Here is a 20,894-nt window from a genome sequence, read left to right on the forward strand (position 1 = left end):
ATGCGCAGGCAACGCATCCTGTTTCACGTCACCCATTTCCTGCATGGTGGCATCGAGACCTCGCTGGTCTCGCTGCTGACATCGCTGCAGGACAGGTTCGATCTGGCGCTGACGGTCACCTATCCCTCGCCGGAGCTGGCGTCGCACTTCCGGGCCCGGCTGCCCGCCAGCGTGGATGTCCACGTGCTGGCGCCCGAACGCTGGCTGTCGCATTGCCGCCAGCTGAAGAAACAGCGCAAGCTGGGCGTGCTGGGCAAGATCTACGAGGAAGCCCTGCTGCCCCCGGTGCGCAAGCCGATCGTCCGGCGCCGCTTCATGGCGATCCTGGAACAGGGCTTCGACATGGTCGTGGACTACGACATGTCGCTATCGCGCATTACCGGGCCGCTACCGGTGCCGATGATCGGCTACCAGCATTTCAGCGTGGCGCACCTGGCGCGCGGCCATGGCCGCAAGCTGCGCAAGCTGCGGCATCAGTGCAAGGTCGATTACGACGCGGTGGTCATGCTGACCGACAGCATGCTGGCCGATGCCCGCGAACTGATGCCCGACGCGGCGCACAGGCTGGTGCGGCTGTACAACGCCATCGACCTCGACAATATTCGCGCCCGGGCCGCGCAGCCGCTGGAGCCGGGGCTGGCGCCCGCCGCGCCGTTCATTGTCTCGATAGGCCGGCTGGAGGAAAGCCAGAAGGACTTTACTTCGCTGCTGCATGCCTATGCGCGGCTGGTCGAACAGGGAATCGACGAGCGACTGGTGCTGGTGGGCGATGGCGCGTCACGACCCAGGCTCGAAGCCCTGGCGCAATCGCTGGGCCTGGCCGGGCGCGTGACATTCGCCGGTTTCCAGTCGAACCCCTACGCCTGGATTCGCCAGGCGCGCCTGATGGCGTTCAGTTCGAAGATGGAAGGCCTGCCCAACGTCCTGCTGGAAGGGCTGGCCGTGGGCCAGGTGGTGGTGAGCACCGATTGCCCGACTGGCCCCCGCGAGATTCTTGACGACGGCCGCGCCGGCCTGCTGGTGCCGGTGGGCGATGTGGAAGGGCTTGCCGCGGCGATCCGCAGGGGCCTGCAGGATGCCGCGCTGCGCCAGTCGCTGCTGGCCCACGCCGCCCGCCACATCGAACAGATGGGCTTTGGCCCGACAGGCCAGGCGTTCGGCGCGCTGGTCAATCGGCTGACGCAGGCGGATGTTTCGCCTGCTGGTGCAGCAGCCAGAGCTTGATGTACTTGTAATAGCTGGCCTGGCCGTTCATCAGCGCGACCGCCAGCCCCTGCGGGCCATCCAGAAAGCCCCGCCGCAGCAGCCAGGTGCGCACGAACGCCCAGCTGCCGTGGGTCCAGGCGCTGAACACGGTGGCGCGCTTGCCGCGCTGGAATGCCTGTCTGGCGCCCAGCGTGGAGTATTGGTCGATCTTGCGCAGCACCTGCGAGAAATCGTCGTAGGTGTAGTGCAGCAGCGGGGTTTGCAGATGGCCGATCGGGCTGTCGGTGACCACGTTCTCGTGGACGATATCGTCGGTAAAGCGGGCGCGGCCGGCGCGGAACACGCGTGTCAGACGGTCGGGATACCAGCCGCTGTGGCGCATGAAGCGGCCGCAGAAGCGCGACAGGCGCGGCATGTCGTAGGCGTCGGCGCGGCCGGAGTCGATGGCGGCCAGGATTTCGTCGCGCAACGCGGGCGTGACGCGCTCGTCGGCGTCGATCGACAGCACCCATTCGCTCTGGACCTTGGACAGGGCGAGGTTCTTCTGGGGGCCGAAACCGGGCCAGTTAGCCGTTTCATGAACTTCGGCACCCATGGCGCGGGCAATCTCCAGCGTGCCGTCCGTGCTGCCGGAGTCCACTATAATCGCGCGGTCGCACCAGGAGACGCTTTCGAGGCAGTCCCGGATGTTGTGTGCCTCGTTCTTTGTAATCAGTACGACAGAGATTTTCATAGACATGCTTGCGATGGATCCCGCAGACCGGATTTGCCCGCCATTCTAGCGGCAGTCGGTGCGGGCCCCGATCGGCAAGTGGAGCCAACGTGAAAGACAGCAAAAAGCAAACGCCCCAGGAAACCGACACCCTCAAGCGCGTCTGGGCATACCTGAAGCCCGAGATGCGCAACTTCGTGCTGGCGATCCTGGCCATGGCACTCGTGGCGGCCAGCGAGGGCATTATCCCGAAGGTGGTCAACGACCTGCTCGACAAGGGCTTTGGCGGCAGCTACGCCGGCAAGCTCTGGCACGTGCCGGCGCTGCTGGTCGGCGTGGCGCTGGTGCGCGGCGTGGCGCAGTTCGCGTCCGGGTATCTGCTGTCGCTGATCTCGAACAAGGTGCTGCTGAAGATGCGCATGCAGATGTTCGAGCGCATGCTGCACGCGCCGGCGCTGTTCTATCACCGCAACACCGCCGCATCGCTGATCAACGCCGTGATTTTCGAGGTCAACCAGGTCATGCAGATCCTGACCGGCGTGCTGATCACGCTGGTGCGCGACTCCCTGACCGTGCTGGCGCTGCTGGTGTACCTGTTCTACACGAACTGGCGCCTGACGCTGGTGGTGGCCGTGCTGCTGCCGACCATCGGCTTCGTGATGTCGAAGGTGAACCGCCGCCTGCGCCGGCTGAACCGGGAGCACCAGGCACTGACCAACACCGCGGCCTACGTGGTCGAGGAAGCGGCTGGCGGCTACAAGGTCGTCAAGCTGCACGGCGGCGAGGCATACGAAACCGCGCGGTTTGCCACGATGGCCGAGCGCCTGCGCGGCTATTCGATGCGCATGGCCGTGGCCGGTGGCCTGAACCAGCCCGTGACGGCGTTCCTGGCGTCGCTGGCGCTGTCGGTGATCCTGACCATCGCGATGATCCAGGCACAGGGCAACCAGACCACCATCGGCGGGTTCACCGGCTTCGTGATGGCCATGCTGCTGCTGATTTCGCCGCTCAAGCACCTGACCGACCTGAACCAGCCGCTGCAGCGCGGCCTGACCGCCGCCGAGATGATCTTCGGGCTGATCGACGAGCCGATCGAGCCGCAAACCGGCGGCCTGCCGCTGGAGCGCGCCCGGGGTGACCTGGTGTTCGAAAACGTCGGCTTCCGCTATGGCGATGCCGCCCGTCCGGCGCTGAACCGTGTGAACTTCCACGCCGCCCCGGGCGAGGTGGTGGCGCTGGTCGGGCCGTCCGGCAGTGGCAAGACCACGCTGGTGAACCTGCTGCCGCGCTTCTTCGACCCGACCGAAGGCCGCATCATGCTCGACGGCAAGCCGATCGACCAGTTCGGCCTGAACGACCTGCGCCGCCAGATCGCATTCGTGAGCCAGGACGTGGTGCTGTTCAACGATACGGTGGCCGCCAATGTGGCCTATGGCGTACATCCGCGCGAGAAGATCGACATGGCGCGCGTCGAGCGCGCGCTGGCGGCGGCTTACCTGACCGATGTGGTCAAGGGCCTGCCCGAAGGTCTGGAAACCAATATCGGCGACAACGGCATGAAGCTGTCAGGTGGCCAGCGCCAGCGGCTTGCCATTGCGCGGGCCATCTACAAGGACGCCCCGATCCTGATCCTGGACGAAGCCACGTCGGCGCTGGACTCCGAATCGGAGCGCCAGGTGCAGGCGGCGCTGGAATCGCTGATGGTGGGCCGTACCACGCTGGTGATCGCCCACCGGCTGTCTACGATCGAAAACGCCGACCGCATCGTGGTGCTGGAGCATGGCCGCGTGGCCGAAGCGGGCAGCCACGGTGCCCTGCTGGCCGCCAACGGGCTGTACGCCGGCTTGCACCGCATCCAGTTCGCCACGGCGGCGGAGTAAGCGACACACGGTTTTGACGGCCATGGTGCCCTGCCATGGCCGGGCATGTACACACACGGGAAACCTACCCGGAGGAGACAGACATGACCCAGGCATCACCGTCCACCCGACCCCCGATCAGCCGCTATCCCGTCCCGGAGATAGCCGGCCTGCCCGACGACCTTCGCCAGCGCGTGCTGGAAGTGCAGGAAAAGGCCGGGTTCGTTCCCAATGTGTTTCTGGCGCTGGCGCACCGGCCCGACGAATGCCGGGCCTTCTTTGCGTACCATGACGCGCTGATGCTCAAGGAGCGTGGCAACCTGACCAAGGGCGACCGCGAGATGATCGTCGTGGCCACTTCGGGCGCCAACCAGTGCCTGTACTGCGTAGTGGCGCACGGCGCCATCCTGCGCATCTACGAAAAGAAGCCGCTGGTGGCCGATCAGGTGGCCGTCAACTACCGCAAGGCCGATATCGCGCCGCGGCAGCGCGCCATGCTCGATTTCGCGATGAAGGTGTGCGAGGCGTCGCATACGATCGGCGAGGCCGATTTCGACGCACTGCGCGTCCATGGTTTCGACGACGAGGACGCGTGGGACATCGCCGCCATCACGGCGTTCTTTGGCCTGTCGAACCGCATGGCGAACACCATCGGCATGCGTCCGAACGACGAGTTCTTCCTGATGGGCCGCGTGCCCAAGGCGAAGTAGCCCGATCTGGCAGGCACCCAGGCAGGCCGGGCGCGGCGGCGGCCCGGCCTGCGCTCTTCAGCGGATCTGTGCGCAGTTGCCGTTACGTGGATCGAACAGCACCGGCCAGGCCTGCTCGTAGATGCCCGGCGTGCAGTGCTTCTCGCACCGTGCGTGGGCCAGCGTGATGCGGCGCGGGTCCTGCCACACCATCAGCTTGCAGCCGCTACCGTCGATGGCATGCAGTTCGATGTGCGGCGTCTGCTGCACCTGCTTGAATTCGTCGAGGTCGAAGTGGCACGACCCCTTGCGCGACACCCACAGTTTCCAGGTCAGCGTCTCCACGGCATTGTGCGATACGCGTACCACGGCATCCTCACGGAAGCCGTCCTCCTCGGTCCGCCTGCAGGTGCCTGTCATATTGATCTCGTGCGGCGGGATCGGCGTGGGGCGCGCCAGCGGGGCGGGTGGGTAAGTGGTGTCGGCATTGACCTGCGCGCCCGCCAGCGGCGGCGATCGATCAACCTTCTGCGGCAGCAGATCCGCGCATCCCGCACATAAAAAAATGGCCAGCATCGCTGGCACCGTGATCCGCATTGACATCATGTCGACCCCTTCAAGCTCCCGCCACCTGCATCTCCAGAGTAGGGGATAGCGGTGCAAAGGCCAGCCACCAGTGATGAGGACTAGTCCTACCGTGCCAGCGCCCCGCGTAGCGCCTATAGTCAATGAATGTGGCCGCGCGCCGATGCGCGGCCTTTTTCATGGCTGGGCGGGCGACATTGCCGAACGTGCGTTTGATCGCGCGCCGGTGCGCGGGGTCAGGCCACGGCCGGCGCTTCGGCCGCGCGCGCGGCGGTACGCGAGGCCGCATGGTGGACGGCCGGATAGCCTGCCGTAAACACCAGACGGCCGGCTGACCACGTGTGCGTGACCAGCGGCTGGCCGGCCACGCTGGCCACGGCGATCACGTCGGCGCGCTTGCCGGGCAGCAGCCGGCCACGGTCGTCGAGCATGCACGCGTCGGCCGGGTTGGCACTGACCAGCGCCAGCGCGTCGTTGAGCGGCAGCTCGGCCAGGCGCGCGGCGGCGAAGGCGGCGGCGATCAGCGTCGATGGCTGGTAGTCCGAGCAGAGGATATTGCCGACCCGGGCGTGGATCGCGTCGATGGCCCGCATCGATCCGCTCTGGCTCTTGCCGCGCAGCACGTTGGGCGCGCCCAGGATGGTCGGGAGTGCGTGGGCGGCGGCGGCCTGCGCCGTTTCCAGGTTGATCGGGAATTCGCTCATGCGCACACCCAGCGCATGCATGGCGGCAATGCGCTGTGGCGAATCGTCGTCATGGCTCGCCGTGGGCACGCCCAGCGCATGGGCCTTCGACACCAGCCGGTTGACGCGCTCGGTGGCGCCGTCGAGTTCGGCCGCCTTCTTCGCGGCGGCGTTGGCCGCCTCGTCGCGGCTCATGCCATGGTTGCCCATCATGTACGACAGGTAGGCGTCGAGCGTCTTGAACTGGCCCTGGCCGGGCGAGTGATCCATCACCGACAGCAGGTCCACCACGCCTTCGGCCATCAGCATTTCCAGCACCGGCACGGCGGCCGCATCGGTCACTTCGTAGCGGCAGTGGATGCGGTTGTCGACCAGGCTGTGCTTGCGGTACTCGGCCACCGTGCGCACCAGCGTGGCGGCGGTGTCGTTGTTGCGCACGCCGAACTGGTTGCTGGCGAACGAGAGGGCGTGGTAAGGCGTGGTGATGCCGGCGGCGGCATTGCGGCGATCGACCTGCGCCACGGCAAAGTCGAGCGGGAACAGCACGTTGGCGCGCGGCTCGGCTTCCTTTTCGATGGCATCGCAATGCACGTCGATCAGGCCCGGCATCACGGTATGGCCGCGCAGGTCGATCACCGCGGCATGGGCGGGAGCCGACTCGGGTTCGATGGCGGCGATCTGGCCGTCGGCAATCAGCAGGGCGCTGTCGTGCAGCACGCCGTCGGGCAGAACGAGCGTGGCGTGCGTCAGGTAGGTGGTGGACATGTCCGGTTCCGTGTCGGGCTCAGGGCAGGTTTGTCGGGGGCGGTGTCGATGTTGGCAGGCGTGGGGCGTCAGGCGTTGGCGGCCGCCACCGGCTGCAGCGGCAGCGCACGTGTGGCCACGGCATCGCGCACGGCTTCGTCGTGGAAGATGCCGATCAGCGCGCGGCCCTCGGCCAGCGCCTCGCGGATCAGCGCGATCACCACCGCGCGGTTGTCGGCATCGAGCGAAGCGGTCGGCTCGTCGAGCAGCAGGATCGGATGGCCGCCGATCAGGCCGCGCGCAATGTTCACGCGCTGCTGCTCGCCACCCGAGAAGGTGGCCGGGGGCAGGTCCCACAGCCGGCGCGGCAGGTTCAGGCGTTCGAGCAGCACGGCGGCGCGGGCGCGGGCTTCCTCGTGGCTGACGCCACGCTGCTGCATCGGATCGGCCACCACATCGAGCGCCGAGACACGCGGGATGGCGCGCAGGAACTGCGACACATAGCCGATCACGTCGCGGCGCAGCTTCAGCACGCGCTGCTCGGGCGCATGGGTCAGCTCCACCCACGGCTCGCCCGCTTCGCTGGTATCGCGCAGCCGGATGGTGCCTTCGGTAGCCAGGTAGTTGCCGTACAGGCAGCGCAGCAGCGTGCTCTTGCCGGTGCCCGAGCGGCCCGACAGCACCAGGCATTCGCCGCGCGACGCGTCGAAGTCGATCGCCTGCAGCACGGGCAGGCGGATGCCGCCCTGGTTGTGCAACGTGAACATCTTGCCGAGGCCACGGACCTCGATCAGCTTCCGGGTATCTGCTTGCATCGTGATCAGCCCTGCAGGATGGAGGAAACCAGCAGCTGGGTGTACGGATGCTGCGGGTCGTCGAGGATCTGGTCGGTCAGGCCTTGTTCGACCACGCGGCCGCCCTGCATCACCAGCGTGCGGTGGGCCAGCAGGCGCGCCACGGCCAGATCGTGCGTGACGAGGACGGCGGCCAGGCCCAGGTCCGTCACCAGCCGGCGCATCAGGTCCAGCAGGCGGGCCTGCACCGAGACATCCAGCGATGCGGTGGGCTCGTCCATGAACACCAGGCGCGGGTGCGTGACCAGGTTGCGTGCGATCTGCAGGCGCTGCTGCATGCCGCCCGAGAACGTGCTGGGCACATCGTCCAGGCGGCCGAGGTCGATTTCCATCTTTTCGAGCCAGGCGCCGGCGATCTCGCGCAGGTCGCCGTAGTGGCGGTTGCCCACGGCCATCAGGCGTTCGGCGATGTTGGCGCCGGCGCTGACCTGCATGCGCAGGCCGTCGCGGGCGTGCTGGCGCACGAAGCCCCAGTCGGTGCGCGCCAGCAGGCGCATGCGCGCGCTGGACAGCGAGGCCAGGTCGGTCAGGCCCGTTTCGCGCATGTCGTAGCTGACGCTGCCGCGCTGCGCGCGCACCTGCATCGACAGCGCCTGCAACAGCGTGCTCTTGCCCGAGCCCGATTCGCCGACCACGCACAGCACTTCGCCGGGGTACAGGTCGAAGGTGACGTCGTGGCAGCCGTGCACGCCGTCCCAGGTGTGCGTGAGCTGCCGGACGCAAAGCAGTGGCGTGGCGTTCATGGTTGGCCTCCGGCGGCGGTCTTGACGGCCAGGGCCGCCTGGCGGTCGGCGCAGTACTCGGTGTCCGAGCACACGAACATGCGCGTGCCGGCATCGTCGGTGATGATCTCGTCCAGATAGCTGTCGGTGGCGCCGCATTGCGCGCAGCAGCTCGACCATTTCTCGACGGTGAACGGGTGGTCGACAAAGTCCAGGCTCTTGACGGACGTGTACGGCGGCACGGCGTAGACGCGCTTCTCGCGGCCGGCGCCGAACAGCATCAGCGCGGGGCTGCGGTCGAGCTTGGGATTGTCGAACTTGGGGATCGGCGACGGGCGCATCATGTAGCGCTGGTTGACGATCACCGGGTAGTCGTACGTGGTGGCGATGTGGCCGTGGTGGGCGATGTCCTCGTAGAGCTTCACGTGCATCGATCCGTATTCGGCCAGCGCGTGCATCGTGCGCGTTTCGGTCTCGCTCGGCTCCAGCCAGCGCAGCGGCTCGGGGATGGGCACCTGGTACACCATGGTCTGGCCTGCGCGCAGCTTCGTCTCCGGAATGCGATGACGCGTCTGGATGATGGTGGCCTCGGCGGTGCGCTCGGTGGTCCGCACGCCGGTCACGCGGCCGAAGAAGCGGCGGATGTTGATGGCGTTCGTGGTGTCGTCGGACCCCTGGTCGATCACCTTGAGCACGTCGTGGCGGCCGATGATGGCGGCGGTCACCTGGATGCCGCCCGTGCCCCAGCCATACGGCAGCGGCATTTCGCGGCTGCCGAACGGCACCTGGTAGCCAGGAATGGCCACCGCCTTCAGCAGCGCGCGGCGCAGCATGCGCTTGGTGGATTCGTCCAGGTAGCCGAAGTTGTAGTGGTCGTCGCGCGCAATGGTTGCGGTGGCGGCGCCGGGGTTGGCGTTGGCGGTGGTCATGCCAGCGACTCCTCTTGCGATGGCGACGGCTGCGGCGCGCCGGTGGATGCGGTGGGTGGTGCGGCCGGGCCTGGCTGCTCGGCGCGCAGCCGGCGCAGCAGTTCCAGGTTGGCCTGGAAGTCCACGTAGTGGGGCAGTTTCAGGTGCTGCACGAAGCCGGACGCTTCCACGTTGTCGCTGTGGTACAGCATGAATTCGATGTCGTTGGCGGGGTTGTCGGCGGCTTCGCCAAGCTCTTCGGCGCGCATGGCGCGGTCCACCAGCGCCATCGACATCGCCTTGCGCTCGTTGTAGCCGAACGTAAGCCCGTAGCCGCGCGTCAGGCGCGGTGCTTCGTCGGCGTTGCCGGCGAACTGGCTCACCATCTGGCATTCGGTCAGTTCCACTTCGCCGATGGTCACGGCGAAGCCCAGTTCCTCGATGAACATTTCCACTTCGGTGCTGCCGTAGCGGATCTCGGCGGCGAACGGGTGTGAATTGCCGTAGCCGCGCTGCGTCGAGTAGCCCATGGCCAGCAGGAAGCCTTCGTCGGCGCGAGCCAGGTTCTGCAGGCGCGCGGGGCGCTCGGCCGGGAAGGTCAGCGGCTCGCGCGTAAGGTCTGGCGGCGCGGGGTCGCCGGCGGGAATCGTGTCGGCTTCGACCAGCGATTCGGCTTCGAGCAGTCCGGTCACGCGCGGCATGTTCGACGCCAGCGGTTCGGGCGACGGCGCCAGCGGGGCCGGGTCGCGGCCCGCTTCGAGCGTGAAGTCGAGCAGGCGCTGCGTGTAGTCGTACGTCGGTCCCAGCACCTGGCCGCCCGGCACGTCCTTGAACGTTGACGAGATGCGGCGCTGCAGCGTCATCGTGCCGGTATCGATCGCCTGGGTGTAGCCGAAGCGGGCCAGCGTGGTGCGATAGGCGCGCAGCAGGAAGATGGCCTCGATCTGGTCGCCGGCGGCCTGCTTGATGGCCAGCGCGGCCAGGTGCGGGTCGTAGAGCGAGCCCTCGGCCATCACGCGGGCCACGGCCAGCGGCATCTGCTCGCGGATCTGCGCCAGCGTGACTTCGGGCACCGACGTGTCGCCACGGCGGTAGGTGTCCAGCATCTGGTACGAATTGAGGATGGCGCGCTCGCCACCCTTGACGGCTACGTACATGTCAGTCCTCCACGCGTGTCGTGCGCGTCAGGGCGCAGAATTGCTGCCCGCTGGCCAGCAACAGGTCCACGCCCAGCGGAAAGCGGGCGTTGTTGGCGCGCCAGGCCGGCCGGAAACCGGCGGGCAGGCCGCGCACGTGCAGCGCCTGCGTGGTCTCGATGCCGGGGCCGGTCAGCGAAAGCGTGTCGCCGTCGCGCAGCGAATCGACCTCGACGATCAGTGTGGCTGAGCGGTCCGGATAGGCGGGCAGGCCTTGCGCGCAGTCGGCCAGCGCGGGCATGGCATGCCCGGCGGGCACGCACACGAAGGTGGCGTCGGCGAGGGCATCGACCAGCGGGCACCCGCAGTGAAAACGCAGGAAAGCGCGCGCGGCGGCCGGTACGTCGGCGGGCAGCCACACGGGGGTATCCGGATCGGCCAGCGTCAGCAGCAGCGCGGTCAGCGCCGGGGACAGGCCTTCGGGCTGGCCGCTGCCGACGGGCAGCACTTCCAGGCGGCCCGGATGCGCGAACGCTTCGAGCGTGGCGCGGAACATGGCCTGCGCATCATCGACCGGATTGTCGAAGCCGGGCAGCAGCGAGGTGGCCGGGGTGGAGCTGGGAGCGAAGGCCTGCATCGTATTCTGGGGGGACGGCATCTCAATCTTCTCCGCGGGCCATCGTGAAGAATTCCACGCGGGTTTGCGCGGCGGTGGCGGCCTGCCGCGCGGCGCGTTCGGTCAGGGCCTGCGCCAGCGGGGCGACGACCACGTCCTGCACGCGCTGGTGCCAGGACGGCCGTTGCAGCAGGGCATCGAGCACGGCTGCCTGTTCGGCGTGGCGCTGGCCGCGACCCTGCACATACGCGACGCCGGCCGTGGCCGCCACCTCTGCAGATTCGTCCAGCACCACGGCGCACCGTGTGACCGACATTTCACCCAGGTTGAACTGGGCGCCGGTGCCGCCTGCCCGGGCGCGCACCATGGCCATGCCCGATTCGGGCTTGCGCAGCAGGCGATACCCCGGCAAGGTGGCCTGTTCCTGCAGCCGGGTGTACGCCGCATCGAGCGCGTCCGACGGTGCCAGCGCCAGCACCCGCAGCCAGGCGGCGCGTGCCGCATTGGCCTGGTTGGCGGTTTCACTTTGCATGATCACCCCTATACGTCTATACGTTTAGATGTAAAATACCACAACACGGCGATACTAGACCACAGCCAGATGAACGTTTCGTGACGGGTGGGGGACTTTGCTCGGACACCTCACCGGCGCGCCGGGACTCGGGCACAATCGCACGGCAACCATGAAGGCTTGATGACACAGGGCAGAGCAAAGATGTCTGATCGGGAAGTGGAACGGGGCTCCGGCGTGGCGGTGTGGCGCCAGATTGGCGAGGCGCTGGCGGAGGACATCCGCAACAAACTCTATGGTCCCGGCGAGCAGCTGCCGCCGGAGCCGGAACTGGCCACGCGCTTTGCCGTGAACCGGCACACCATCCGCCGTGCGATGGGCGAACTGGAACTGAGCGGTCTGGTGCGCATCGAGCAGGGCCGCGGTACCTTCGTGCAGGAGCATGCGATCGACTACGCGATCGGCCGCCGCACGCGCTTTTCGCAGAACCTGGCGGCGCAGGGCATGCGCGGGCATCTGGAGATCGTCGACAGCCAGCCGCTGCGCGCGCCGGAGATTGCCCGGCACCTGGGCCTGCCGCGCACGGCCGATATCCTGCATATCCAGATGGTGGGCAAGGCCGAAGCGCGCACCATCGACGTCGCCGAGCATTATTTCGATCCGAAGCGGTTTCCGGGCCTGGAAGACGCCGTGCGCGAGACGCAGTCCATTTCGCGTGCGCTGGCGCAGTTCGGCATTGCCGACTACACGCGCAAGTGGTCGCGCATCACCGCGGCCATGCCCACCGCCCCGGTGGCGCGGCTGCTGAACCAGCCCAAGACCCGCCCCGTGCTGCAGGTGGAGGCGCTCAACGTCGATATCGACGGCGTGCCCGTGCAGTACAGCATGACCCGATTCGCTGGCGACTGGGTGCAGCTTACGGTGTCCGACAACGACTGACAGACGGGCCGTGTGCCCTGGCGGCACAGTCGGCCTCATGGCTTGATCCGGCATGCGACCACATTGGTCTAGACATATGTATGTCATTTGCCGGCGCTAACTTGCTGGCGAACCCGTAACGCCCATCATGCAAACGACAATACAAACCTGTTCGCTCCCGCTGCACGGCATCACTGGCCGCCGTGTGCTGGGTGCCGGTACCATCGCCCCCGTCACGCTGGGCTTCGAGCAAGGCAACATCGCGCAGCAGGCCGGCGGCAGCGGCCCCTGCATCGACGCCGGAGACCTGCTGGTGCTGCCCGGCATCGTCGATATCCATGGCGATGCGTTCGAACGGTCGGTGATGCCGCGCCCCGGCGTCAGCTTTCCGTATGGCCCGGCCCTGCTCGATGTGGACCGCCAGTTGCTGGCGCATGGCATCACGACCGAATTCCATGGCGTGACGCTGTCCTGGGAAGGGGGCCTGCGGGGTGAAGCCTACGCGGTGCGCATGTTCGAGGCGCTGTCGCAACTGGCGCCGGTGCTCGGTGCGTCGCACAAGGTGCACCTGCGCTTCGAGGCCTATCACCTGGCTGGCGTGGAGACCGCCCTGCAATGGATGGCCGACGGCCGCGTGAGCCTGCTGGCCATCAACGACCATCTGCCGACCATGGCGCGCCGCATGAACGACGAGCGCAAGCTGGCCCAATACGCCGAGCGCGCCGAGTGCGACATGGAGGCATTCCGCAACCGGCTGCGCACGGCCAGCCGCCACGCGCAGGACGTGCCGGCCGCCGTTTCGCAACTGATCAGCGCCGCGCGCGAGGCTGGCCTGCCGGTGGCGTCGCACGACGATCCCGATGTGGCCACGCGCCAGCACTACCATCGCCAGGGCTGCGCCATCGCCGAATTTCCGCTGACCGTGGAAGTGGCCAGGCTGGCGCGCCAGATCGGGGGCGAGACGGTGTTCGGCGCCCCCAATGTGCTGCGCGGCCAGAGCCACACCGGCGCGCCCAATGCCACCGAAATGATTGCCGCCGGCCTCTGTACCGTGCTGGCTTCGGATTATTACTATCCCGCGCCGCTGCAGGCTGCGTTCAAGCTTGTGCAACTGGGTGTCTGCAGCCTGCCTGAGGCCTGGCATCTGGTGTCGCGTAACCCGGCACGCGCCGCTGGCCTGCGCGACCGTGGCGCGCTGGCGCCGGGCATGCGTGCCGATGCGGTGCTGGTCGACGACAGCCTGCCGGGCCTGCCGCGCGTGTGCGGCACCATCGTCAACGGCGAACTGCGCCACGCCGCCGTGGCGCTGCCGCTGATCGACCTGGCCGACCAGGCCAGCCTGGCCGCATGAGCCCGGCGACCCGGCCCTCCCGGTCCGCCCATCGCTATGCGATCTACCTGGCACCTGGCGAGCCATTCCGCAGCTTCGGCGCGCAATGGCTGGGCCGCGATGCCGATACGGGTGCCGCGCTGCCGCTGCCCCCGGGCATCGCACAGCGGCCCGCCGAGTGGGTCAAGGCCCCCGCGCACTACGCGCTGCATGCGACCTTGAAACCGCCATTCCGGTTGGCCGAAGGCACGGACGCGGCCATGCTCGATGGCGCCATGCGCGCCTTCGCTGCGGCGCGCCAGCCGTTCGACGCCCCGCTGACGCTGCGTGCGCTGCGCGGCTTCCTGGCCTGGTGTCTGGACGATGCCGACGGCGAGGGCGGCCGGCGGATGCATGCGCTGGCCGATGCCTGCGTCACCGCGTTCGATCGCTTCCGCGCGCCGCCCACCGAAGCCGAGATCGCACGCCGCAACCCGGACCGGCTGAGTCCGGCGCAACGGCGGCATCTCGAAGCGTGGGGCTATCCGTATGTGTTCGACACGTTCACTTTCCACATCACGCTGACCGGCATGCTCGACGCGGCCGACGAGGCCGCGGCCTTCGACAGGCTGTCGGCGGCGGGCGGCCGGCTGCTGGAGCAGCCGCTGCGCGTGGACAGCATCAGTGTTTATGTGCAACCCGAGGCCGGCGCCGACTTCGTCGCCGCGCGTCACTATCGCTTCGACGGCACCACGGTGGACGGTGCCGGCGCGGCCTGGCTGGCATGAGTCTCCGACCTGAGACCGACGGCAATGGCCTGTTCTACGTGATGGGCCCGTCCGGCAGCGGCAAGGATTCACTGCTGCGGGCCCTGCACGAACGGCTGAAGCCGGCCGACCCGGTGGTCATCGCCCATCGCTATATCACGCGCGCGGCCGATGCCAACGAGGCGTCGGTGGCGCTGACCGCCGATGAGTTCACGCGCCGCGTCGGGCTGGGCTGCCTGGCCATGCACTGGCAGAGCCACGGCCTGCATTACGGCATCGGCGTGGAGATCGAGCAGTGGCTGGCGCAGGGCCTGAAGGTTATCGTCAACGGATCGCGCGAATACCTGCCCGATGCGGCGGCGCGCTACCCGAAGCTCTGTGCCGTGCATGTGCGCGTGAAACCCGAGGTGCTGGCGGTGCGCCTGCGCAATCGTGGCCGCGAAACCGAGGCGGCAATTGCCGGGCGCCTGGCACGCGCGACGCAGCCCTTCGATGTGCCGGCTGGCTGCCGGCTGGTCGAAATCGACAACAGCGGTGAACTGAACGATTCTGCTGACGCGTTTGCCAGCCTGATCGCTGGTTGACCGGCGCACCCTCTCCCCCGGGCCCTCTCTCGCTTGGCGGAAGAGGGGAGCAACCAGATCGCGGCGGATATCCGCTGGTTTTCTCCCTTCTCCCGCGTGGCCGGAGCGGGGCGGGGAAGCGGGCCAGCGTCTCAATCCCTGGCGCGCCCCGCGTCAGGCATCGCGCCTCACACGTGGCGCACGCAGCGCGCCGCCGGACGTCATACCAGCACCTTGCGGATCTGGGCCGACATCATGTCGATGGCCACCACGAACAGGATGATGATGATCATCACCGCGCAGGTCTGGGCGTACTGGAAGCTGCGAATGATCTCCCACAGCACGGTGCCGATGCCACCGGCGCCGACGATGCCCACCACCGACGCCGAGCGCACGTTCGATTCGAAGCGATACAGCGCGAACGACAGCCACAGCGGCAGCACCTGCGGGATCACGCCGTAGACGATTTCCTCGATCGGGCCGGCGCCGGTGGCGCGCACGCCTTCCACGGGACGCGGGTCGATAGCCTCGACGGCTTCGGCAAACAGCTTCGCCAGCACGCCCATGGTGTGGATCCAGATGGCCAGCACGCCGGCGAACGGACCCAGGCCCACGGCAACGATGAACAGCATCGCGAACACCATTTCATTGATGGCGCGGCAGGCATCCATGATGCGGCGGGCGGGCTGGTACACCCATGCCGGCACGATGTTGGCCGAGCACAGCAGCCCCAGCGGCACGGCCATCAGCACGGCCAGTGCGGTGCCCCACAGCGCGATCTGTACCGTCACCAGCATCTCGTCGAGATAGTTCTGCCAGTCGCGGAAGTTGGGCGGGAAGAAATCGGCGGCGAACTTTGCCATGTTGCCGGCATCGCGCAACAGGTCCAGCGGGCGCATGTCGGCGCCTTGCCACGACATGGCGAGCAGGGCCAGCAGCACTGCCCAGATCAGCATCACGGACAGGGACGTGCGCGGCGGCCGAACGTGGCTTTGGGGCGAAGGGGGCAGGCCAGGCTTGGCGGTGGCGGTCATGGGCAATCCGGAATTGAAGGCGTGAAACGGGGAAGACCGGCAGCGCCCGCATCGGGCATCGCCGGTCTCCGGTACGGCTTACTGCTGCGTGGTGGCGGCGGCCGCCTTGTCCAGGTCGGCCAGGCGACGCGTCACGTCGGCCAGCTTCTTTTCCTTGTCGGCGGCGGCCAGCGTGGTATCGGTCTCGATCCTGGTCTTTTCCTTGGCCAGCTCGATCTGGCGGATCGGCACCAGTTGGGCATCGCTCGACGGGCGGAAGCCCTGGTACGTCAGCGCGGCCAGCGTTTCCTTCTCGCGCGCGGCGTTGGCGCCCTTGCCGTAGTTGACGAAGAAGGTCTGGATCTTCTTCTTCATCTCCGGCGACAGGTCCTTGCGGTAGACCAGCGGATCGGCCGGGATCAGCGGCGACTTCCACAGCACGCGCACTTCGTCATAGGCGTTCTTGCCCGTATTGATGCGATAGCGTTCGAAGTTCTCGGTGTTGTTCACGGCCACATCCACCTGCTTGTTCAGCACCGACAGCAGGTTGGTTTCGTGGTTGCTGATGCGCACGGCCTTGAACAGCGCCTTCGGCTCTACCTTGTTGGCGGCCCACAGGTAGTAACCCGGCACGGCCGTGCCCGACGTCGAATTCGGGTCGCCTGCACCGTACGACAGATCGCGGCCGCGCCTGATCACGTCCTCGACCGACTTCAGGTCGCTGTCCTTGCGCACGATCAGCAGCGACCAGTAGCCCGGGTTGCCGTCCTTGTCGATCACCGACGCGAACACTTCGCCATTGGCGCGGTCCACGGCTTCCATGGCCGACTTGTTGCCGAACCAGGCGATCTGCACCTTGTTGAAGCGCATGCCTTCGATGATGCCGGCGTAGTCCGAGGCAAAGAACGGCTTGACCGGCACGCCCAGCGTCTTGCTCAGGTCGTCGATGACCGGCTGCCACGCATTCTTCAGGTTCGACGACGATTCGGTCGAGATGAAACCGATGTTCAGGGTCTTGGCATCCTGGGCAAAGGCGGGCAGCGCCACGACACCCGAGGCCACCACGGCGAGGAAGGTTCTGCGAAGCATCGAAAACTCCGTTTGGAAAGACTGATGGGGAAACGCGGTCTGGGTAATTCGTAAAAATGCGATCAGGCGGTGGCCAGGTCCATCCGGACCATGGCCGGGACGGGTACGCCGGCGGCCGGCGCCGGCGCGTCGGGCACGCTGTCGTGCAGCAGCTCGTCGGCCTCGGTGCCGTACAGGTCGCGCAGCATCTTCGGCGTCAGCGCGGCCGACGGACCGTCGTACACCACCTTCCCGTGGCGCAGGGCCACTACACGGGGGCAGTAGCGCATGGCCACATCCACCTGGTGCAGCGACACCACCACGGCTACCTTGCGGGTGCGATTGATCTGGGTCAGCAGCGACATCACGCGACGCGACGATTCGGGGTCCAGCGACGCAATCGGCTCGTCGGCCAGGATCACGCGTGCGTTCTGCACCAGCGTGCGGGCGATGGCGGCGCGCTGCTGCTGGCCTCCCGAGAGCGTCGAGGCGCGCTGAAACGCATAGTCGTCTATACCAACCTGGGCCAATGCATCGAGGCCGGTCTGTACCTCGTCCGCCTTGAAATAGCGGATCAGGCTGCGCCACTTGGGCACGCGGGTCAGCAGGCCGACCAGCACGTTGGTGATCACCGGCAGGCGGCCCACCAGGTTGAACTGCTGGAACACGAATCCAATCTCTGCGCGCACCTTGCGGACATCGCGCGCCAGTCGGCCGTTGCGCTGCACCGTGCGGCCGTTGACGAGAATCTCGCCCGCGCCGGTGTCGCCAGCGACAAAGCCGGCCACGTGGCGCAGCAGCGTCGACTTGCCCGAACCCGAGGCGCCCAGCAGGGCAACCATCTCGCCGGGGGCGATGTGCAGCGTGACGTCGTCAAGCGCCTTGCGGTCCGCGCGGAACGACTTGCTCAGGCCGCGCACTTCGATTGCATGCGTCATGTCGACTCCCTTGCTTGAATGACCTGCGCATTCTGGCGAGGGCGGATGACAGAACGATGACGTGAGGCAGAGGTTTTTCGATGCGGGGGGAGGCGAGTGCGCGATGGGGCGCAGGGCGGGGTGGCAGGCGGGAAGATGGCCGAAGCGGCGCGCAGCGGGCCGTGCAACCGATGTCAGGCCCGTGGCACGGCCCCTGGCTCCGTGCCGGAGCCGGGGCTGTGCCTTACATCAGGATGATGTCGTACTGTTCCTGGTGGAACGTTGATTCCACCTGCAGCGAAATCGGCTTGCCGATGAAGTCGCCCAGCATGGCCATGTGCTGGCTTTCCTCTTCGAGGAACAGGTCGATCACTTCCTGCGAGGCCAGGATGCGGAATTCGCGCGGGTTGAACTGGCGCGATTCGCGCATGATCTCGCGCAGCACGTCGTAGCAGACCGTACGCGCGGTCTTGACCTGGCCCTTGCCGGTGCAGACCGGGCATTGCTCGCACAGCACATGCGCCAGCGATTCGCGCGTGCGCTTGCGCGTCATCTCCACCAGGCCCAGCTGCGAGAAGCCGTTCACCGTGATGCGCGTGCGGTCGCGCGACAGCGCGCGCTTGAGCTCCGAGAGCACCGCGTCGCGATGCTCCACGTTCTCCATGTCGATGAAGTCGATGATGATGATGCCGCCCAGGTTGCGCAGGCGCAGCTGGCGCGCGATGGTGTGGGCGGCTTCAAGGTTGGTCTTGAAGATCGTGTCGTCGAAGTTGCGCGCGCCGACGTAGCCGCCGGTATTGACGTCGATCGTCGTCATCGCCTCGGTCTGGTCGATCATCAGGTAGCCGCCGGACTTCAGGTCCACCCGGCGCGACAGCGCCTTCTCGATCTCGGCGTCGATATTGAACAGGTCGAAGATCGGGCGCTCGCCGGTGTAGTGCGACAGGCGCGACAGCACCGCCGGCGTGTATTCCTGGGCAAACTCGACGAGCTTCACGAAATTCTCGCGCGAATCCACCTGGATCACGCCCGTGGCGTCGTTGATGAAATCGCGCAGCACGCGCTGGGCCAGGTTCAGGTCCTGATACAGCAGGCTCGGCGCCGGCTGCGTGGTGGCGTTCAGCCGGATCGACGCCCAGATCTTGCGCAGGTAGGCGATGTCGTTGCTCAGTTCCTCGTCGCTGGCTTCCTCGGCAATGGTCCGCACGATGAAGCCGCCGCGCTCGTCGCCCGGCACCAGGCCCTGCACGCGCGAGCGCAGTGCCTCGCGGTCGATTTCGCCTTCGATGCGCTGCGAGATGCCGATATGCGGGTCCTGCGGCAGGTACACCAGCGTGCGGCCCGCGATGCTGACCTGCGTGGACAGCCGCGCGCCCTTGGTGCCGATCGGGTCCTTGATCACCTGCACCATCAGCGCCTGGCCTTCGAACAGCGTCTTCTCGATGGCCAGGTGGCCGTTCTTCTCGCCGTCGCGCGGATGCCAGATGTCGGCCACGTGCAGGAACGCCGCGCGCTCCAGGCCTACATCGATGAATGCCGACTGCATGCCCGGCAGCACGCGCACGACCTTGCCCAGATAGATGTTGCCAACCAGCCCGCGCGTGAGCGTGCGTTCGACGTGCAGTTCCTGCACGGCCGCCTGCTGCACGATGGCCACACGGGTCTCTTGCGGCGTGATATTGACGAGGATGTCTTCGGTCATAGCCATGGATGCCGTCGCCGGTCTGCCGGCGCTTGTTGTTGTCGCCCGGGGAGACCGGGCATCTGACCCCTGCATGCCCTGGCCGGATGCGGCGGAGGGGGCGAGGTCAGAAGCGCAGACCCGCCTCGCGCAACAGCGCCGCCGTCTCGAACAAGGGCAGGCCCATGATACCCGAATAGCTCCCGTCGATACGCTCGACGAACTCGGCTGCGCGCCCCTGAATGCCATAGGCGCCGGCCTTGCCGAGCGGCTCGCCGCTGGCCACGTAGCGGTCGATCTCGGCGGCGCCCATGGCGCGGAATGTGACGTGCGAGATCGACAGCGCATGGCGCTGGCCCAGCGCCGACACCACCGTCACCGCCGTCAGCACGCGGTGCGTGGTGCCGGACAGCGTAGCCAGCATGCGCGCGGCATCTGCGGCGTCAATCGGCTTGCCAAGGATGTCGCCACCCCGGCAGACGGTGGTATCGGAGGTCAGGATCGGCGCATCGGGCAGGCCGCGCCGCACGCGGCGCTGCAGTGCGGCATCGGCCTTGAGGGCGCAGACCCGCTGTACGTAGGCGTCGGGCGATTCACCGGGCAGTATGGCTTCGAGCGCCTCGGCGTCTCCGCCGGCATCGGCCAGCAGCAGTTCGTACTGGACGCCAAGCTGGGTCAGCAGCTCGCGGCGGCGTGGGCTTTGGGAAGCAAGATAGAGGAGTGAGGTCACGGAAATCGGCCAGCAGTTGTTGGCGACGATTGTACCGGCTCGGAATCGGCTTCCGCGGCCCGCGTGGGCCTGGTTCCCCTCTCCCTCATGGCGGGAGAGGGAGTAGGGCGGTTCAAATTGCCACAGGTCGGCAAGCAGAACCTCGATGCCCTCACCCCCAGCCCCTCTCCCGCGAGCGGGAGAGGGGAGCGAACCAGGGGGGGATTGGATCAGGCGCGATGGTAGGGGTGGTTCTGCGTGACCGACCAGGCGCGGTATAGCTGTTCGGCCAGCAGCACGCGCACCATGCCGTGCGGCAGGGTCAGGCTGGACAGGCGCACCAGCGTCTGGGCGCGCGCCTTGAGTGCGGGATCGAGTCCGTCGGCACCGCCGATCAGGAAGGCGACGTCGCCGCCTTCGCGCTGCCACCCGGTCAACTGCTCGGCCAGCTGCACGGTGGTCCAGTCCTTGCCCCGCTCGTCAAGCGCGACAATCCGCAACTGCTTCGACAGCGAACCCAGCACGGCCTCGATGCGCGCCGCTTCGCGCTGCATCACCGTGGCGGCGTTGTTGCTGGACGACCGCGCTTCGGGCTTGACCTCGCGAAGCTCGATGCGCAGCTCGGGCGGCATCCGCTTGGTGTACTCGGCAAAGCCGGATTCGATCCACGCGGGCATCTTGTGGCCAACGGCCACGATCACGAGTTGCATGTGCGATGCCCGGT

Annotated in this window: 22 protein-coding genes; 7 read left to right on the plus strand and 15 right to left on the minus strand. The window is 67.3% G+C overall.

Going from position 1 to position 20,894, the window contains the following annotated elements:
* On the plus strand, positions 1–1,224 hold the full coding sequence (locus D9X30_RS12235) for a glycosyltransferase (protein ID WP_153947467.1): 1,224 nt from the start codon (positions 1–3) through the stop codon (positions 1,222–1,224).
* On the opposite strand, the gene D9X30_RS12240 is transcribed toward D9X30_RS12235, so the two are convergent.
* On the minus strand, positions 1,169–1,939 hold the full coding sequence (locus D9X30_RS12240; protein ID WP_153947644.1) for a glycosyltransferase family 2 protein: 771 nt from the start codon (positions 1,937–1,939) through the stop codon (positions 1,169–1,171). The two genes, D9X30_RS12235 and D9X30_RS12240, sit on opposite strands and share 56 nt — an antisense overlap.
* A gap of 89 nt (positions 1,940–2,028) precedes the next feature.
* On the opposite strand from D9X30_RS12240, the gene msbA reads away from it, so the two are divergent.
* Both msbA and D9X30_RS12250 read left to right on the plus strand, forming a co-directional pair.
* On the plus strand, positions 2,029–3,798 hold the full coding sequence (msbA, locus tag D9X30_RS12245; RefSeq protein ID WP_283780787.1) for a lipid A export permease/ATP-binding protein MsbA: 1,770 nt from the start codon (positions 2,029–2,031) through the stop codon (positions 3,796–3,798).
* Positions 3,799–3,881: 83 nt separating this feature from the next.
* The gene (locus D9X30_RS12250; RefSeq protein ID WP_153947468.1) at positions 3,882–4,487 is read left to right on the plus strand and encodes a peroxidase-related enzyme; all 606 of its coding nucleotides are present in this window, start codon (positions 3,882–3,884) and stop codon (positions 4,485–4,487) included.
* Positions 4,488–4,544: 57 nt separating this feature from the next.
* Here the strand turns inward: D9X30_RS12250 and D9X30_RS12255 are convergent, their stop codons facing one another.
* From D9X30_RS12255 to phnG, 8 genes are all read right to left on the minus strand, one after another.
* Positions 4,545–5,069, minus strand: coding sequence for a hypothetical protein (locus D9X30_RS12255; RefSeq protein ID WP_153947646.1), 525 nt, complete (start codon positions 5,067–5,069; stop codon positions 4,545–4,547).
* 218 nt (positions 5,070–5,287) lie between these two features.
* A complete protein-coding gene (locus tag D9X30_RS12260) occupies positions 5,288–6,499 on the minus strand; it encodes an alpha-D-ribose 1-methylphosphonate 5-triphosphate diphosphatase (protein ID WP_153947469.1) in 1,212 nt (403 codons plus the stop codon).
* 68 nt (positions 6,500–6,567) lie between these two features.
* Complete coding sequence (gene phnL, locus D9X30_RS12265) at positions 6,568–7,293, minus strand: phosphonate C-P lyase system protein PhnL (RefSeq protein ID WP_153947470.1); 726 nt, start codon at positions 7,291–7,293, stop codon at positions 6,568–6,570.
* A gap of 5 nt (positions 7,294–7,298) precedes the next feature.
* A complete protein-coding gene (gene phnK, locus D9X30_RS12270) occupies positions 7,299–8,075 on the minus strand; it encodes a phosphonate C-P lyase system protein PhnK (protein WP_153947472.1) in 777 nt (258 codons plus the stop codon).
* On the minus strand, positions 8,072–8,983 hold the full coding sequence (locus tag D9X30_RS12275) for an alpha-D-ribose 1-methylphosphonate 5-phosphate C-P-lyase PhnJ (protein ID WP_153947473.1): 912 nt from the start codon (positions 8,981–8,983) through the stop codon (positions 8,072–8,074). The genes phnK and D9X30_RS12275 overlap by 4 nt, the downstream gene beginning before the upstream one ends.
* Positions 8,980–10,119 (minus strand): carbon-phosphorus lyase complex subunit, encoded by a 1,140-nt coding sequence (locus D9X30_RS12280; RefSeq protein WP_153947475.1) that lies wholly within the window; start codon positions 10,117–10,119, stop codon positions 8,980–8,982. Before D9X30_RS12280 ends, D9X30_RS12275 begins: the two co-directional genes overlap by 4 nt.
* A gap of 1 nt (position 10,120) precedes the next feature.
* Positions 10,121–10,756 (minus strand): phosphonate C-P lyase system protein PhnH, encoded by a 636-nt coding sequence (gene phnH, locus D9X30_RS12285; protein WP_228770875.1) that lies wholly within the window; start codon positions 10,754–10,756, stop codon positions 10,121–10,123.
* Between the two features lies 1 nt (position 10,757).
* A complete protein-coding gene (gene phnG, locus D9X30_RS12290) occupies positions 10,758–11,246 on the minus strand; it encodes a phosphonate C-P lyase system protein PhnG (RefSeq protein ID WP_153947476.1) in 489 nt (162 codons plus the stop codon).
* A 183-nt stretch (positions 11,247–11,429) separates the two neighbouring features.
* On the opposite strand from phnG, the gene phnF reads away from it, so the two are divergent.
* The 4 genes from phnF (at position 11,430) to phnN (ending at position 14,803) form a co-directional block, all read left to right on the plus strand.
* Positions 11,430–12,164: a phosphonate metabolism transcriptional regulator PhnF gene (gene phnF, locus D9X30_RS12295; protein WP_153947478.1), complete on the plus strand. Its 735-nt coding sequence runs from the start codon at positions 11,430–11,432 to the stop codon at positions 12,162–12,164.
* Between the two features lie 127 nt (positions 12,165–12,291).
* Entirely contained in the window at positions 12,292–13,494 is a 1,203-nt protein-coding gene (locus D9X30_RS12300) for an alpha-D-ribose 1-methylphosphonate 5-triphosphate diphosphatase (protein ID WP_153947480.1), read from the plus strand.
* Positions 13,491–14,240: a DUF1045 domain-containing protein gene (locus tag D9X30_RS12305; RefSeq protein WP_153947482.1), complete on the plus strand. Its 750-nt coding sequence runs from the start codon at positions 13,491–13,493 to the stop codon at positions 14,238–14,240. Before D9X30_RS12300 ends, D9X30_RS12305 begins: the two co-directional genes overlap by 4 nt.
* A complete protein-coding gene (gene phnN, locus D9X30_RS12310) occupies positions 14,237–14,803 on the plus strand; it encodes a phosphonate metabolism protein/1,5-bisphosphokinase (PRPP-forming) PhnN (protein ID WP_153947483.1) in 567 nt (188 codons plus the stop codon). Before D9X30_RS12305 ends, phnN begins: the two co-directional genes overlap by 4 nt.
* Positions 14,804–15,003: 200 nt before the next feature.
* On the opposite strand, the gene phnE is transcribed toward phnN, so the two are convergent.
* The 6 genes from phnE to rlmH all read right to left on the minus strand — a co-directional run bounded on the left by phnE (position 15,004) and on the right by rlmH (position 20,880).
* Positions 15,004–15,816 (minus strand): phosphonate ABC transporter, permease protein PhnE, encoded by an 813-nt coding sequence (phnE, locus tag D9X30_RS12315; protein WP_153947485.1) that lies wholly within the window; start codon positions 15,814–15,816, stop codon positions 15,004–15,006.
* Positions 15,817–15,894: 78 nt separating this feature from the next.
* A complete protein-coding gene (gene phnD / locus D9X30_RS12320; protein WP_153947486.1) occupies positions 15,895–16,884 on the minus strand; it encodes a phosphonate ABC transporter substrate-binding protein in 990 nt (329 codons plus the stop codon).
* Between the two features lie 62 nt (positions 16,885–16,946).
* The gene (gene phnC / locus D9X30_RS12325) at positions 16,947–17,801 is read right to left on the minus strand and encodes a phosphonate ABC transporter ATP-binding protein (protein ID WP_153947488.1); all 855 of its coding nucleotides are present in this window, start codon (positions 17,799–17,801) and stop codon (positions 16,947–16,949) included.
* Between the two features lie 223 nt (positions 17,802–18,024).
* Positions 18,025–19,482: a ribonuclease G gene (gene rng, locus D9X30_RS12330; RefSeq protein WP_153947648.1), complete on the minus strand. Its 1,458-nt coding sequence runs from the start codon at positions 19,480–19,482 to the stop codon at positions 18,025–18,027.
* 106 nt (positions 19,483–19,588) lie between these two features.
* On the minus strand, positions 19,589–20,191 hold the full coding sequence (locus tag D9X30_RS12335; RefSeq protein ID WP_249640946.1) for a Maf family protein: 603 nt from the start codon (positions 20,189–20,191) through the stop codon (positions 19,589–19,591).
* A 209-nt stretch (positions 20,192–20,400) separates the two neighbouring features.
* On the minus strand, positions 20,401–20,880 hold the full coding sequence (gene rlmH, locus D9X30_RS12340) for a 23S rRNA (pseudouridine(1915)-N(3))-methyltransferase RlmH (protein ID WP_153947490.1): 480 nt from the start codon (positions 20,878–20,880) through the stop codon (positions 20,401–20,403).
* Positions 20,881–20,894 lie beyond the last annotated feature (14 nt).

This window comes from Cupriavidus sp. U2 (genome assembly GCF_009663685.2).
Taxonomy (GTDB): Bacteria; Pseudomonadota; Gammaproteobacteria; order Burkholderiales; family Burkholderiaceae; genus Cupriavidus; species Cupriavidus necator_C.

Coding starts and splice junctions, on each gene's coding strand:
- phnF (WP_153947478.1), top strand. CDS start 11,430: ATGTCTGATCGGGAAGTGGAACGGGGCTCCGGCGTGGCGGTGTGGCGC.
- phnN (WP_153947483.1), top strand. CDS start 14,237: ATGAGTCTCCGACCTGAGACCGACGGCAATGGCCTGTTCTACGTGATG.
- phnE (WP_153947485.1), bottom strand. CDS start 15,816: ATGACCGCCACCGCCAAGCCTGGCCTGCCCCCTTCGCCCCAAAGCCAC.
- D9X30_RS12280 (WP_153947475.1), bottom strand. CDS start 10,119: ATGTACGTAGCCGTCAAGGGTGGCGAGCGCGCCATCCTCAATTCGTAC.
- phnC (WP_153947488.1), bottom strand. CDS start 17,801: ATGACGCATGCAATCGAAGTGCGCGGCCTGAGCAAGTCGTTCCGCGCG.
- D9X30_RS12235 (WP_153947467.1), top strand. CDS start 1: ATGCGCAGGCAACGCATCCTGTTTCACGTCACCCATTTCCTGCATGGT.
- phnD (WP_153947486.1), bottom strand. CDS start 16,884: ATGCTTCGCAGAACCTTCCTCGCCGTGGTGGCCTCGGGTGTCGTGGCG.
- D9X30_RS12255 (WP_153947646.1), bottom strand. CDS start 5,069: ATGTCAATGCGGATCACGGTGCCAGCGATGCTGGCCATTTTTTTATGT.
- phnK (WP_153947472.1), bottom strand. CDS start 8,075: ATGAACGCCACGCCACTGCTTTGCGTCCGGCAGCTCACGCACACCTGG.
- D9X30_RS12240 (WP_153947644.1), bottom strand. CDS start 1,939: ATGAAAATCTCTGTCGTACTGATTACAAAGAACGAGGCACACAACATC.
- D9X30_RS12305 (WP_153947482.1), top strand. CDS start 13,491: ATGAGCCCGGCGACCCGGCCCTCCCGGTCCGCCCATCGCTATGCGATC.
- phnG (WP_153947476.1), bottom strand. CDS start 11,246: ATGCAAAGTGAAACCGCCAACCAGGCCAATGCGGCACGCGCCGCCTGG.
- D9X30_RS12250 (WP_153947468.1), top strand. CDS start 3,882: ATGACCCAGGCATCACCGTCCACCCGACCCCCGATCAGCCGCTATCCC.
- phnL (WP_153947470.1), bottom strand. CDS start 7,293: ATGCAAGCAGATACCCGGAAGCTGATCGAGGTCCGTGGCCTCGGCAAG.
- rng (WP_153947648.1), bottom strand. CDS start 19,482: ATGACCGAAGACATCCTCGTCAATATCACGCCGCAAGAGACCCGTGTG.
- phnH (WP_228770875.1), bottom strand. CDS start 10,756: ATGCCGTCCCCCCAGAATACGATGCAGGCCTTCGCTCCCAGCTCCACC.
- D9X30_RS12300 (WP_153947480.1), top strand. CDS start 12,292: ATGCAAACGACAATACAAACCTGTTCGCTCCCGCTGCACGGCATCACT.
- D9X30_RS12260 (WP_153947469.1), bottom strand. CDS start 6,499: ATGTCCACCACCTACCTGACGCACGCCACGCTCGTTCTGCCCGACGGC.
- rlmH (WP_153947490.1), bottom strand. CDS start 20,880: ATGCAACTCGTGATCGTGGCCGTTGGCCACAAGATGCCCGCGTGGATC.
- D9X30_RS12275 (WP_153947473.1), bottom strand. CDS start 8,983: ATGACCACCGCCAACGCCAACCCCGGCGCCGCCACCGCAACCATTGCG.